This window comes from Novispirillum itersonii subsp. itersonii ATCC 12639 (assembly GCF_000381985.1).
GTDB classification, from domain to species: domain Bacteria; phylum Pseudomonadota; class Alphaproteobacteria; order Rhodospirillales; family Rhodospirillaceae; genus Novispirillum; species Novispirillum itersonii.
Genome location: NZ_KB907349.1, coordinates 101,906 through 114,813 on the forward strand (window position 1 = coordinate 101,906; position 12,908 = coordinate 114,813).

Sequence of the window (12,908 nt, forward strand, 5' to 3'; positions counted from 1 at the left end):
CCCGGCGGGGCCGGTCCGCTGCCCCTGGCTTAGGCCTTGGGGGTGGCGGGCCGGACCTGCGGGAGCATTCCAGTCTGCTGCTGTTCACAGCCCGTTACAGAGAGAGTTGTCATGGCCGCTTATGTGGTCCGCCGCCTGTTAAGCATGCTGGTCGTCATGTGTCTGGTGGCCGTGGTTGTCTTTATCGTCGCCCGAGTGGTGCCGGGGGATCCGGCAGCGGTGATGCTGGGCACCTCGGCAACGCCGGAAGATGTGGCGGCCCTGCGTGCCCGCCTTGGTCTGGATCAGCCGCTGCTGACCCAGTTCGGGCTGTTCGCCTTACAGATCGTCACCGGTGATCTGGGGGAGTCGATCTTCCTGAATAAGCCGGTGCTGACGGCCATTGCCGAGCGGTCGGAACTGACCCTGCTGCTGGCGACGATGGCGGTGATGGTCTCCGTGGCGGTCGGGGTTCCGGTCGGGGTGATCTCCGCCGTGCGCCGTGGCACGGCTGTTGATCAGGCGGTGATCGCCGGGGCGATGCTGGCGGCCAGTCTGCCCAGCTTCTGGATCGGTCTGACCCTGATCCGCTGGTTTGCCGTCAACCTTGGCTGGTTTCCGGTCTCGGGCTATGGCGAGCCGGGGGCCGGTCTGCTGGAGCGTATGCATCATCTGGTGCTGCCGGCGCTGGCGCTGGGCATTCCCAACTCTGCGATCATCACCCGCTTTACCCGCTCCAGCATGCTGGATGTGCTGACTGAGGATTATGTCCGCACCGCCCGGGCCAAGGGCCTGCCGACCCATCGCGTGGTTCTCAAGCATGGCCTGCGCAATGCGATGATCCCGATTCTGACCGTGGTCGGCCTGACGCTGGCGGTGCTGATCGGCGGGGCCATCGTCACCGAAACCGTGTTTGGCCTGCCCGGGGCCGGAAATCTGATTGTCTCCGCCGTGCTGCGCCGGGATTACCCGGTGATTCAGGGGGCGCTGCTGATCATCTCCGGCCTGTATGTCCTTATCAATCTGGTCATCGACCTGCTTTATGCAGTGGTTGACCCCCGGATCCGGTACTGATCATGACCGCCTCCACCTCTTCTGCCGCCGTTCCCCGCCCGCAGACCTCACCGTTGCGCCTGTTGCTGCGCCGCCTGTTCCGCCGCCGTCTGGTGCTGGTGTCGGCGGTTGTGCTGGCCCTGATTGTTCTGGCCGTTCTGGCGGCGGACTGGCTGGCCCCGTTCGCCCCCAACAAGATGTCACTGGCGAACCGCCTGAAGGGCCCGAGCGGCACTTACTGGTTCGGTACCAACGAATACGGGCAGGATCTGCTGTCCCGTGTGCTGTACGGCGGGCAGGTGTCTTTGCTGGTCGGCGGACTGGTTGCCGCCTTTGCCTGTGTGGCCGGGGCCATCGGCGGGCTGCTGGCCGGGTACATCCGGCCGCTTGACGGGCCGATCATGCGTCTGACCGATGCGATGATGGCCTTCCCCGATATTCTGCTGGCAATTGCGCTGATGGCGGGCCTTGGGCCGTCGCTGATGAATGTGGTGCTGGCACTGGGCATTGTTTACACCCCGCGTGTGCTGCGGGTGGCCCGTGCCGCGACGCTGGTGATCCGCGAGATGCAGTATGTCGAGGCGGCGCGGGCGCTGGGGATTGCCCCGTGGCGGGTGATGCTGTCAGAGATCCTGCCCAATCTGTCATCGCCGATCATCGTGCAGGGCACCTTTGTGTTTGCCTATGCCATCCTGACCGAAGCGGCGCTGTCGTTCCTTGGGGTCGGTACCCCGCCGACCACCCCGACCTGGGGCAATATGATCGCTGCGTCGCAGCAGTATATCGGTCAGGCCGACTGGTTGATGGCCTTCCCCGGTCTGGCGATTGTGCTGACCGTGCTGTCGCTGCAGATCGTCGGCGACGGGCTGCGGGACAGTCTTGATCCCCGCCTGCAGAAATCTTCGTAAGAGAAGGGTGCCTGTCGATGACTCCCCGTCTGGTTATCCGTCATGCCCGTATTATTGATGGCACCGGCGCACCGTGGTTCCGTGGTGATCTGGTGGCAGAAGGCGGGGTGATCCGCGCGGTTACCGCCCCCGGCCAGGCGATGGCGGAGGCCGGGGATACGGTGATCGAGGCCGCCGGGCGCTACCTCGCCCCCGGTTTCATTGATGCCCATACCCACGATGACCTGATTGCCCTGCGGGCCCCGGCCCGGGGGGATAAGGCGGCGCAGGGGGTCACCACCGTGGTCGGCGGCAACTGCTCGTTCTCGCTGTTTCCGGCGGTGGAGTCTTCGGGTGCTGCCCTGCGGGATCACTACGGGGCCCTGCTGGGGGCGGTGGCGCAAGACGAGGTGTTCCCCGACTTTACCACCTATGCTGATGAGCTTGATGCGGCGGGGATGAACACCCATTACGTCGGTCTGGTCGGTCATGCCGCCCTGCGGCTGGCGGTGGTGGGGTTTGAACGCCGTGCGGCCTCTGCGGCGGAGCGGCAGACCATGTGTGCGCTGCTCGACCGTCAGCTGGAACAGGGCGCGGCAGGTCTCAGCCTTGGGCTGGTGTATCCCCCCAGCGCCTTTGCCGATGAGGATGAACTGCTGGCCCTCGCCGCTGTGGTGGCCCGGCGCGGGCGGCTTCTGGCTGCCCATGTCCGTAGCTATGAAGGCGGGCTGCTGGACAGCGTGGAGGAATTCCTGCGTCTGCTGCGGGCGGCGAAAGCCGCTGGCCTGCTGTCGCATCTGCAGGCCGCCGGAGCCCCGTACTGGGGACAGGCCCGGCAGGCGGCGGCGCGTCTGGAACAGGAACGGCAGGCCGGGACCGATGTGTCGTTTGATATGTATCCTTATCCGGCAGGCAGCAGCACCATTCTGCAGCTTCTGCCGCCTTCGGCGCTCGACGGCGGCTATCCGGCCCTGTCGGCCCGGCTGCGGGATCCGGCCGGGAAGGCGGCGATCCGACGGGCGGTGGAGCAGGGGGAGGCCCCGGACGCCGGGTGGGAATCCAAGGTCCGGCTGATCGGCTGGGAGAATGTGCGGATCAGCGGTGTTGCCACCGAAGTGCTGAAACCGTTGCAGGGCCGGACCCTGAAAGCACTGGCGGCAGAGCGCGGGGAAGAGCCCTTCGAGACGCTGGTGGATCTGATCCTGTCCGATGCCGGACAGACCACCATCATCATGTTCCAGCTGTCGGAAGAAGAACTGGCCGACGTGCTGCGCCACCGCCTGCACATGCTGGGGTCTGACAGCCTGCCGCGTCAGGGCACCCTTCCGCATCCGCGTGCCTGCGGCACATTCCCGCGCTTTATCGGTGTTTATGCACTGGCCGGGGGCACCCTGCCGCTGGAGGAGGCGGTGCGGAAAATGACATCGCTGCCTGCGCAGCGGTTCGGCCTGCAGGACCGGGGGATCCTGCGCCCCGGACTGGCCGCCGATCTGGTGCTGTTCGGCGATGATGTGCGCGACTGCGCCACGTTTGACAACCCGACGTTACCGCCGCTGGGCCTTGATCATGTCTGGGTCGCCGGGGTGCCGGTGGTGGATCATGGCCGGGCGGTCACCCTGTCACCGGGGCAGGCCCCCGGTCGGGTGTTCCGGTCGGGTGTTTCGGGCCTGACAGCAGAACCGCAGAGACTTTTTTGAAGGATTATCCCATGCGTAAAAACATCGTCATTACCAATGGTCCCAACGCCGCCGGGCATTTCTCTCATGCCGTGGTTGCCAACGGGCTGGTGTTCGTCTCCGGCCAGATCGGGATGGTCCCCGGGACCACCACCATCCCGGATAACTTCGCCGAGCAGGTGCGCCAGTGCATCCGCAATATGGAAAACATTCTGAAGCAGGCCGGTTGTGGGCTGTCAGACATCATCAAGGTTAATACCTATCTGTCTGATGCCACCCGCTTTAATGAATACAACGACGTGTACAAAGAGTTCTTCTCGTCCAATGCCCCGGCCCGCACCACCTGCGCCGCCGGTCTGATCGGCGTGTGGATCGAGATGGACTGCATTGCCCTGCTGCCGGAAACTGCGGCTTAATCCCTTTTCTGATAACAGCTTGCGCGCAGGAGGCTGCTGATGGACGAAGACCGGACCGAAAGCCCGCTGATTCCCGACGGTGCCAAAGACAGTGGCAGTCAGGTGCTATGGCGGTCTCTGGCGGTTCTGGAAGCCGTCTCTGCCGGGGCCGATGACCTGAAAACGGTCACCGAGGCCGTCGGTATCAACCGCAGCACCACCCACCGTCTGCTGTCGACGCTGGTGAAAGCCGGGCTGCTGCGTCGCCTGAATGGAAAAGGCTATCAGCTGGGGCCGAAGCTGATCGAGCTTGGCTTCCGCGCCCATGAGCAGGCCCACCTGCCGACCATTGCCCGCCCGCATCTGGAAGACCTGTCGGCGGTGACCAATGACACCGTGCATCTGGGCGTTCTGGAAGGCGACGAGGTAATTTACCTCGACAAGGTTTCCGGGCGGCGGTCGCTGGAAATGCGGTCCCGCATCGGGCAGCGGATGCCTGCCCAGTGCACCAGTCTGGGCAAGGCGCTGCTGTCAGACAAGCCGCTGGCCCAGCAGCGGGGCTGCTTTTCGGCGGATGGGGTGCGCACCCCGGCATCCTGTCAGACGGTCGAGGCCTTTGTCGCCGATATCCAGTCGGTGCGCCGGGATGGCGTTGCCTTTGACATGGAAGAGAATGAACCCGGTATCCGCTGCATTTCTGCCCCGATCCGCGATGCCCGTGGTGCGGTGGTGGCGGCGGTCAGTATCTCCAGTTCCCTCGCTCACATGGGCGAAGACCGTCTGCAGGCCCTGCGTGCGGTGATCCGGTCTGCCGCCGACGCTATTTCCCGCGATCTTGGCTGGCGCCCCCTTTCTGCGGAGTTGTCCGATGCTTCTTGACGACCTCGAAACCCCGACCCCGGTGATTGATCCCGACCGGGTCGACCATAATTTCCGCGTGATGCAGGATTATTGCGATGCCCATGGCCTTGCCCTGCGCCCGCATATCAAAACCCACAAAATCCCGCTGCTGGCCAAAAAGCAGATGGATCTGGGGGCGGTCGGTATCACCTGCCAGAAGTTGGGTGAAGCTGAGGTGATGGCCGAAGCCGGGATCACGGATATCCTGATTTCCTACCCCCTGATCGGGGCCGCCAAACAGGCCCGGCTGGCGGATCTGGCCCGGCGGGGCTGTACCCTGACGGTTGCTGCCGACAGCGTGGCGGCCGTTGATACGGTACTGGCGGCCGCCAGAGACGCTGATGCGGCCATCGGGATTTACATCGAGTTTGATTCCGGCGGGATGCGTACCGGCGTGCGCACCCCGGAAGAAGCTGTGGCTCTGGTCGCCCATATTCAGGCTGCGGGGGGACCGGGCTTCTACAAAGGGGTGATGACCTATCCGATCACCGACCGGACCGGCCCGTTCCTGACCGCTTTCAAAGCACTGGCTGACGAGAGCGGTTTTAAGATCGGCGTGGTCTCCGGCGGTGGTACCCCGGAATACCGGGGCGCCCATCTGGTGCCGTTCCTGACCGAATACCGTGTCGGCACCTATACCTACCACGACCGCGCCACGGTTGCCGCCGGGGCGGCGGCGCTGGAAGATGTGGCGATGGTGGTGGTCGCCACTGTCGTCAGCCGCCCGGAAGAGGGGCTGGCAGTGCTGGACTGTGGATCCAAGACCCTGTCGTCCGACCGGGTCAGCCCGGCGGCGGGGGAAGGGCACGGCCTGATCCTTGAATATCCCGGGGCGGTGATCATCCGCCTGAATGAAGAACATGGCATCGTTGATCTGTCCCGCTGTCCGGAAAAGCCGCAGATCGGGGACCGGGTGCGGATTGTGCCGAACCATGTCTGCGTCGTCAGCAACCTGCATGATGCGATCCCGGTGGTGCGCAACGGTGCGGTGGTGGACACCTGGCAGATTGCTGCCCGGGGCTGCACGCGATGACAGCGCCTGTGCCCGATGATGTGATGCTGGCCGTGCGGGGGCTGGAGGTCCGCTTCCATGGCGAAGAGGGCGTCGCCCACGCGGTCAATGGGGTTGATCTGACCATCCGGCGCGGAGAGACGCTGGCTCTGGTGGGGGAATCCGGCTCCGGGAAATCTGTGATGAGTCTGGCGACGATGGGGTTGATCCCGACGCCGCCGGGCCGCCTGACCGCAGGGGAAATTCTGGTCCGCCGCCGCGATGGCAGCGTGGTGGATATGCGCACTGCTCCGGAGCGGGTAAAGCGCACGATCCGCGGCAATGAGATCAGCATGATCTTTCAGGAGCCGATGACCAGCCTGAACCCGGTTTACCCGGTCGGGGACCAGATTGCCGAAAGCGTCATGCTGCACAAGGGTGTCAGCAAGGCGGCAGCCTGGAAACGCGCCGAGGAAATGCTGGATGTTGTCGGCATCCCCGATCCGCACCGCCGGGTGCAGGAGTATCCGCACCAGATGTCCGGCGGGATGCGCCAGCGGGTGATGATCGCCATGGCGCTGGCCTGCGACCCGTCTCTGGTGATTGCCGATGAACCGACAACCGCGCTGGATGTGACCATTCAGGCCCAGATCCTTGATCTGATGCGCCGTCTGCAACGCGATTTCGGCATGAGCATTCTGTTCATCACCCACAATCTGGGGGTGGTCTGTGATGTGGCTGACCGGGTGGCGGTGATGTACGGCGGGCGGATTGTTGAAACCGCAGAGACCCGCACCCTGTTCAAGGCGCCCGGCCATCCTTACACCCGGGGGCTGCTGGCCAGCGTGCCGCGTCTGGAGGAAGGGGAGAGTGGTTATGGCCGTCGGCTGTATGCCATTCCCGGCACGGTGCCCAGCCCGCTGATCCGTCAGACCGGCTGCACCTTTGCCAGCCGCTGTGACCGGGTGATTGAGGCCTGTCACACGGCGGTGCCGCCGCTTGAGGACGTTTCTTCAGGGAACGGCCTTCCCCCCCATAGTCTTCGCTGTATCCGCTGGAGGGACGCCGATGTCGCCGCAGCCGTCCGTTAATACCGCTGCCGCTGAGACCGGCGCACTGGTGCAGATCAGCGGTCTGCAGAAGCATTTTCCCATTGTGCGCGGCCTGATGCGGCGGGAAGTCGGCCGGGTGCGGGCGGTGGAGGATCTGACATTTTCGCTGAAAGCCGGGGAAGTGCTGGGTCTGGTCGGGGAGTCCGGTTCCGGGAAGACCACTGCCGGACGGTCTTTGCTGCGGCTGGTGGAACCGACCGGTGGCAGCATCCGCTTTGACGGGACGGAGGTCACCACGCTCGATACCGGCACGATGCGCCGGTTCCGCCGTCACATGCAGATGATTTTTCAGGATCCCTACGCCAGCCTGAACCCACGGAAGCGGGTGCGGTCAATCCTTGGCACAGCCATTGATCTGCATCTGCCGTGCAGCCGGTCAGAGCGGGACGACCGGATTGCGTCGATTCTGGAGAAAGTCGGGTTGCCCGCCGATGCGATGAACCGGTTCCCGCATGAGTTTTCCGGTGGTCAGCGTCAGCGTATCGGCATCGCCCGAGCCCTGTCGGTGGAGCCGCGCTTTGTGGTGGCGGATGAACCGGTTTCGGCGCTGGATGTGTCGGTACAGGCGCAGGTCATCAATCTGCTGCAGGATCTGCGGCGGGATATGAACCTTGCCATGCTGTTCATCAGCCATGACCTGTCGGTGGTGCGCTATCTGTCCGACCGGGTGATGGTGATGTATCTGGGGCGGGTGATGGAAATTCTGCCGGTCGCCAGCCTGACCCGGCCGCGTCACCCCTATACCCGGGCGCTGCTGTCAGCCTCGCCGGAACCTGATCCTGATCAGAAGAGGGAGCGGATTCTGCTGAAGTCTGATCTGCCCAGCCCGGCAAATCCCCCGTCAGGCTGCGTTTTCCGCACCCGCTGCCTGCATGCCGCCCCGGCCTGTGCCGCTGCCGTGCCCGCCCTGACAGAGTTGGCACCCGGGCATCTGGCTGCTTGCGACCGCCTGACTGAACTGGCCTGATATCATGACCGCAGCCTTTCTGCCCCCCCGGCCCGTTGAAGGGCCGGATGATCTGGATATCGTCGCCATCGGTGAAGCGATGGTGGAGTTTAATCAGCAGCCGGGGAATATCTCGGTCTCGTCCGCCTATGTGCAGGGATTTGGCGGTGATACGTCAAACATGGTGATTGCGGCGTCCCGGCAGGGGGCGCGCACGGCTTATGTCAGCCGGATCGGTGACGATGCGTTCGGCGGCCTGCTGCAGGATCTGTGGCGGCGGGAAGGGGTGGACGCCTCGGCGGTTGCCGTGGTGCCGGGGGCCCAGACCGGGGCCTATTTCGTCACCCATGGCCCGGGGGGCCATGCGTTCAGCTATGCCCGCCGTCATTCTGCCGCCACCGGCCTGACGGCGGCGGACATTCCCGATAGCCTTCTGGCCCGGACCCGGATGCTACATGCATCGGGGATCAGTCTGGCAATCTCTTCCTCCGCTGCCAACGCCACCCTGTCGGCGATGGAGCGGGCGGCGGACGTTGGGGTTATGGTCTGCTTTGATCCCAATGTCCGCCCCAGCCTGTGGCCGATGCCAATGGCCCGGGCGCTGGTGGGGGCCGCTGCCCGGCTGTGTGACCTGTTTCTGCCCGGTGTCGATGACCTGCGGCTGCTGGCCGGAGTTTCGACCCCGGAGGAAGGGCTGGCATGGTGCCGGGCGCAGGGGGTTAAAACGACGGTCCTGAAAGATGGCCCGCGCCGGGTGTGGATTGATCACGACGGACATGTCACATCTGTTCCGGCTTTTGCCGTGCAGGTGGTTGATGCCAGCGGGGCGGGCGATTGCTTCGACGGTGCGCTGGAGGCGCGTCTGGCGGTGGGTGACACTCTGACCGACGCGGTTTCTTACGCCGCTGCTGCCGCTGCCCTGTCGGCGACAGGGTTAGGAGCGGTGGCCCCGGTTCCCGCTGAGGAAGCAGTCCGGGCCTTTCTGGCAGAACGGGGGGCCGCCTGACCCGTTATGGGTCAGGCGACCGGATGGTTATGCCGGTTCCGTCGTCCGTTCCTGCCGGGGCGTGATCGAGGGATCTTCTTCCTGCGCCTGTTCCACAAGGTCAGCAAGAAGGCGCTGCCCCTGCGGCCATTCCCCAAGGCCGGAGTCCGTATTGATATGCCCCACAGCCCCGGCATTGATAAAAGTCGATCCCCAGGTGCGGGCGAAGTCCTGTGCCACATCAACACTGCAATAAGGATCGTTCGTACTGCCAACCAGCACGGATGGCACCGGGATCGGTGAGGCTGGCGGCGGAAGAAATCCGACGATTTCTTTCGGGGCATTCGGCTGGGTCAGATCCGGCGGGGCGACCAGCATGGCACCGATGACCCCGTCAGGCGAATGCCTTTCAAACCAATGGGCGACCGTCAGGCAGCCAAGGCTGTGGGCGACCAGAAGAATAGGGTTGCCACGGCTCTGGCCGAGGCTGCGGATGGTCTGGTCGAGGGTGGCGACCCATTGGTCCCCGACCGGGTTTTCCCAGTCTGCCTGCTCAACGCGGTACCAGTTGCGGGATTTTTGCTGCCACAGGCTCTGCCAGTGCTGCGGGCCGGAGTTCTGCCAGCCGGGAACGACGAGATAGGTAGTCATGATTTTGAGTCCGGCAATCAGGAGTCGTCTGTTAGGATCAACAACGATGCTACCGCAGTGCCACGGCCTGTCAATAACGAATGTAAAATTAAATATAATGACAATTTTTTTGTGTTAAAATTAATTGCGGCAAATTTTCTCTGACCTGACATCCCAGAAAGAAAAGAGAAAATTGCCAGATGGCCTGTAAGCCGGGTTCTGTCCACGCCCCGAAAGGCGCTGGGTGATCATTCATCTGGGGTGCCCGTTACCGGAACACCTCGGTGCGACCGACCCGGACGGCGGCCCGAAATCCTGCCTGCCGCTCCTGCCGCCCGATGTCACCGCGTGCCCGAAGGCGGTGCGGGGATCCTCGCGACGGTTAACGGCTGCCGTCCCTACTTGGTCTTGCTCCCGGTGGGGTTTACCATGCCGCCACTGTTACCAGCAGCGCGGTGCGCTCTTACCGCACCCTTTCACCCTTACCCGGACCGCAGTCCGGGCGGTTTGCTCTCTGTGGCACTTTCCCTGGGGTCGCCCCCGCCGGACGTTATCCGGCACCGTGATTCCGTGGAGCCCGGACTTTCCTCCCCTCCGGCAGCCGAAGCCGCCGGACTGGGGCGATCACCCGGCCATCTGGCTTTTGCACCATAGACGGTTCGGGGACGGAATCAAGGTCAGTCTGCGGCGGACAGGGGAAGATCCCTGTCCGCCGCAGAAAGGGGCAGCATTACCCGGCGCGGATTTCCGCGATAAAGGCATCTACTTCTGCCAGAAGAATTTCTGACTGACGGCTGACATCTGCAGCGGCCTGCGTGACCTGGGTGGCGGAGTGTTCTGTTTCCGATGCCGCCTGGGTTACCCCTTGAATATGGGTCGAGACCTCTGTGGTGCCGGTCGCGGCCTGCTGGGTATTGCCAGCGATTTCGCGGGTGGCAGCATTCTGCTGCTCCACGGCACTTGCAATGGTTGCCGCAATCTCATTCATACTGTTGACGGCCTCAACAATGGTTTCAATCATCTGCACGGACTGTGCTGTCTGATTCTGTACTCCCTCAATCTGGCGGGAAATTTCTTCGGTGGCCCGTGCGGTCTGATTGGCGAGGCTTTTCACTTCATTGGCAACCACGGCAAAGCCTTTTCCGGCGTCACCGGCCCGGGCCGCCTCAATCGTGGCATTCAGCGCCAGAAGATTGGTCTGGCCGGCAATGGCACTGATCAGAGTCAGAACTTCTCCGATCCGCTGCGAGGAGTGAGCCAGCCCATCAATCATGGCGCGGGCTGAGGTGGCTTTTTCCATAGCATTGCGTGCTGCGTCGGTTGAGAACTCCACCTGTCGGGCGATTTCGGAGATCGAGGCTGACAGTTCTTCCGCACCGGCGGCAACCGTCTGCACGCTGGCTGAAGCCTGTTCGGTTGCGGCGGCAACAGCGGTGGCCTGCTGCTGGGTCTGGTAAGCCATGGCATTCAAGGCATCTGCCTGGGAATGCAGTTCCGTCGCGGCGCTGGAGACGCTGTTGACAACACCCCGTACCTTGTTCTCGAAAGAATCCGCTAACTGCATCATTTCGGCTCGGCGCTGTTCTGCCGCCCGCTTCTTACTGGCTTCTTCCTCCAGTTTCAGGCGGTCGATCTCAGACATATTATCGCGGAAGACCCGCATTGCCTGAGCCATTGCACCGATTTCATCCCCTCGCTCACTGGCAGGGATCGGGATACTCAGGTTGCCTTCTGAAAGGCCCTTCATGGCGATGGTCATATCACTCAGCGGGCGGGTAATGGTGCGGGAGAACAGAACACTGCAGATCAGCCCAAAGGCAGCAATCGCAGCGCCAACCATCAGCAGGCTGTTTCTGGCATCCCGGACAGGCTGCAGCACTTCATCTGATTTGATCTGTGCGACCAGAGCGTATGTCACACCACCAAAGATAAAGGGTGCGTAGGAGGTCAAAACATGAGTGCCATCGGCCAGGACTTCTGCCGTTGTTCCTTCCTCACCGGAAAGCGCGGCACGGATTGACGCCGTTTCCCGCTTCTCCTTAAGGATTGTATTGGTTTTGATAAACCGGGCCTGATTCCGCATCAGCAGATCTTTCCCGATCAGCATGATCTCCCCGCTTTTTCCAAGCCCCTTTTCAGACTGCAGAAGACTGTTCATGCGGTCGATCGGCATCTGGTAGATCAGGGCACCGAGGAAATTGCCCTTGTCGTCAAGGACCGGTGTACCGATAAAGCTGGCAGGGACATTGTCTGACGGCGCATAGCCAGCAAAGTCTGCAAACTGCACGGCCCCGTTCTTTGGTGCCGCGGCAATCTTACGGAAGACAGAGCCAAGGTCGGTGTCTTTCCATTTCCCGGTCAGAACATTCCCGGCGAAGTCAGGCTCTTTGAAAACGGTGTAGACCACGTCACCCGCCGGAGTGACCAGAAATATATCGTAATATCCTTGGCTTTCCTGAACTGTCCGCAGCCATGGATGCCAGCGTGCATGAGTGGCGGAATAAGCTGAACCGTCTTTCGCGTCGTCCAGTTTTTGCCGCTCGCCAGCTTTGTAGGGGCTCTTTGTGATATAGGCGGCCTGCAGGGTCGTTTCCGCATTGCCACCAAGACGGCTATACGCATCTCCCAGTTCATGTAACGCTTCTTGAATATTCGGGGAGCTTGCCTGTACAATCAGGTCGGTTTAAACCGTTCCCAGGTAAGCTTTCAGCATAGTGTTGCGGCTATCGTGAAGGGTATCGAGCTTTTCAAGTGCGTCATTTTCCAGCTGACGGGCTTCCAGAAAATAAGCAACGGACGCTGTCACCGTGATCGCCAGCAGAACAATCAGGCCGGTTAGAAGCGGTAACTTTGTTGCGATACGGAATGTACGCTTTTGCATTTGATTTCCCCCTCCGGGCTGACGGGCGGAACGTGACGTTTCCTGATGATGGTTATGGTTCTACGGGCCAGTCGCTGCTGTCCTGCCTTAAGCCCCCCCCACCCGCGCCGGTGTATCGGCTTCTGCCGTTTTGTCGTATTCGTGTCTTTCACGCGGGGTCTTCCGGGACCCCGAGCGATTGGTAGAGAATAGCATTCCGGCTTGATTGGAAATATGAGCAGGATGGATGAGGGAAGGGGAAGGGGACATTGCATTTTGCAAATGCGAACGGCCACCCCCCTGAATAAAGAGTCATTTTTGAGAAAAAAGTGTTTGACGGTTCTGCGTGGGGGACCTATAAAGCGCCTCCCGACGACGCGGGCCGCAGCGAAAAGCTGACGGTGCGAAGTTGGAAGTCACCCCGGTGGCGCCGCTGTTAGACAAGTGAAGAGAGGGAAGGGATACGTGGGTATCTGGCCGGACGAATGGCTGGA

General features: G+C 62.5%; 12 protein-coding genes and 1 other RNA gene. 9 read left to right on the forward strand and 4 right to left on the reverse strand.

Going from position 1 to position 12,908, the window contains the following annotated elements; all coding sequences use genetic code 11:
• The first annotated feature begins 111 nt into the window (after positions 1-111).
• From G365_RS0116465 to G365_RS0116505, 9 genes are read left to right on the forward strand one after another with little or no spacing between them, the layout of a single operon-like run.
• Positions 112-1,053 carry an ABC transporter permease gene (locus G365_RS0116465; protein ID WP_019646637.1) on the forward strand — a complete coding sequence of 314 codons (942 nt, stop codon included), beginning with the start codon at positions 112-114 and terminating at the stop codon, positions 1,051-1,053.
• Between the two features lie 2 nt (positions 1,054-1,055).
• Complete coding sequence (locus G365_RS0116470; RefSeq protein ID WP_019646638.1) at positions 1,056-1,940, forward strand: ABC transporter permease; 885 nt, start codon at positions 1,056-1,058, stop codon at positions 1,938-1,940.
• Positions 1,941-1,957: 17 nt separating this feature from the next.
• The gene (locus tag G365_RS0116475) at positions 1,958-3,616 is read left to right on the forward strand and encodes an N-acyl-D-amino-acid deacylase family protein (RefSeq protein ID WP_019646639.1); all 1,659 of its coding nucleotides are present in this window, start codon (positions 1,958-1,960) and stop codon (positions 3,614-3,616) included.
• Between the two features lie 11 nt (positions 3,617-3,627).
• Positions 3,628-4,011 (forward strand): RidA family protein, encoded by a 384-nt coding sequence (locus G365_RS0116480; protein WP_019646640.1) that lies wholly within the window; start codon positions 3,628-3,630, stop codon positions 4,009-4,011.
• 39 nt (positions 4,012-4,050) lie between these two features.
• Entirely contained in the window at positions 4,051-4,869 is an 819-nt protein-coding gene (locus tag G365_RS0116485) for an IclR family transcriptional regulator (protein WP_019646641.1), read from the forward strand.
• The gene (locus tag G365_RS0116490; RefSeq protein WP_019646642.1) at positions 4,859-5,923 is read left to right on the forward strand and encodes an alanine racemase; all 1,065 of its coding nucleotides are present in this window, start codon (positions 4,859-4,861) and stop codon (positions 5,921-5,923) included. The genes G365_RS0116485 and G365_RS0116490 overlap by 11 nt, the downstream gene beginning before the upstream one ends.
• Positions 5,920-6,972 (forward strand): ABC transporter ATP-binding protein, encoded by a 1,053-nt coding sequence (locus G365_RS0116495; protein WP_019646643.1) that lies wholly within the window; start codon positions 5,920-5,922, stop codon positions 6,970-6,972. Before G365_RS0116490 ends, G365_RS0116495 begins: the two co-directional genes overlap by 4 nt.
• Entirely contained in the window at positions 6,950-7,960 is a 1,011-nt protein-coding gene (locus G365_RS0116500) for an ABC transporter ATP-binding protein (RefSeq protein ID WP_019646644.1), read from the forward strand. The genes G365_RS0116495 and G365_RS0116500 overlap by 23 nt, the downstream gene beginning before the upstream one ends.
• A gap of 4 nt (positions 7,961-7,964) precedes the next feature.
• Positions 7,965-8,945 carry a sugar kinase gene (locus G365_RS0116505; RefSeq protein WP_019646645.1) on the forward strand — a complete coding sequence of 327 codons (981 nt, stop codon included), beginning with the start codon at positions 7,965-7,967 and terminating at the stop codon, positions 8,943-8,945.
• A 27-nt stretch (positions 8,946-8,972) separates the two neighbouring features.
• Here the strand turns inward: G365_RS0116505 and G365_RS0116510 are convergent, their stop codons facing one another.
• From G365_RS0116510 to G365_RS0116520, 4 genes are all read right to left on the reverse strand, one after another.
• Positions 8,973-9,575 (reverse strand): RBBP9/YdeN family alpha/beta hydrolase, encoded by a 603-nt coding sequence (locus G365_RS0116510; protein ID WP_019646646.1) that lies wholly within the window; start codon positions 9,573-9,575, stop codon positions 8,973-8,975.
• Positions 9,576-9,746: 171 nt separating this feature from the next.
• An RNA gene (gene rnpB, locus G365_RS23190) (RNase P RNA component class A) lies at positions 9,747-10,194 on the reverse strand.
• A gap of 90 nt (positions 10,195-10,284) precedes the next feature.
• Positions 10,285-11,961, reverse strand: coding sequence for a methyl-accepting chemotaxis protein (locus tag G365_RS22075; RefSeq protein ID WP_019646647.1), 1,677 nt, complete (start codon positions 11,959-11,961; stop codon positions 10,285-10,287).
• A 276-nt stretch (positions 11,962-12,237) separates the two neighbouring features.
• A complete protein-coding gene (locus tag G365_RS0116520; RefSeq protein WP_019646648.1) occupies positions 12,238-12,435 on the reverse strand; it encodes a hypothetical protein in 198 nt (65 codons plus the stop codon).
• Between the last annotated feature and the right edge of the window lie 473 nt (positions 12,436-12,908).

Excerpts from the sequence above, each read along its gene's own strand:
- G365_RS0116475 (WP_019646639.1), top strand. The coding sequence starts at position 1,958 with ATGACTCCCCGTCTGGTTATCCGTCATGCCCGTATTATTGATGGCACC.
- G365_RS0116505 (WP_019646645.1), top strand. The coding sequence starts at position 7,965 with ATGACCGCAGCCTTTCTGCCCCCCCGGCCCGTTGAAGGGCCGGATGAT.
- G365_RS0116500 (WP_019646644.1), top strand. The coding sequence starts at position 6,950 with ATGTCGCCGCAGCCGTCCGTTAATACCGCTGCCGCTGAGACCGGCGCA.
- G365_RS0116480 (WP_019646640.1), top strand. The coding sequence starts at position 3,628 with ATGCGTAAAAACATCGTCATTACCAATGGTCCCAACGCCGCCGGGCAT.
- G365_RS0116520 (WP_019646648.1), bottom strand. The coding sequence starts at position 12,435 with ATGCAAAAGCGTACATTCCGTATCGCAACAAAGTTACCGCTTCTAACC.
- G365_RS0116485 (WP_019646641.1), top strand. The coding sequence starts at position 4,051 with ATGGACGAAGACCGGACCGAAAGCCCGCTGATTCCCGACGGTGCCAAA.
- G365_RS0116465 (WP_019646637.1), top strand. The coding sequence starts at position 112 with ATGGCCGCTTATGTGGTCCGCCGCCTGTTAAGCATGCTGGTCGTCATG.
- G365_RS0116510 (WP_019646646.1), bottom strand. The coding sequence starts at position 9,575 with ATGACTACCTATCTCGTCGTTCCCGGCTGGCAGAACTCCGGCCCGCAG.
- G365_RS0116470 (WP_019646638.1), top strand. The coding sequence starts at position 1,056 with ATGACCGCCTCCACCTCTTCTGCCGCCGTTCCCCGCCCGCAGACCTCA.
- G365_RS0116495 (WP_019646643.1), top strand. The coding sequence starts at position 5,920 with ATGACAGCGCCTGTGCCCGATGATGTGATGCTGGCCGTGCGGGGGCTG.
- G365_RS0116490 (WP_019646642.1), top strand. The coding sequence starts at position 4,859 with ATGCTTCTTGACGACCTCGAAACCCCGACCCCGGTGATTGATCCCGAC.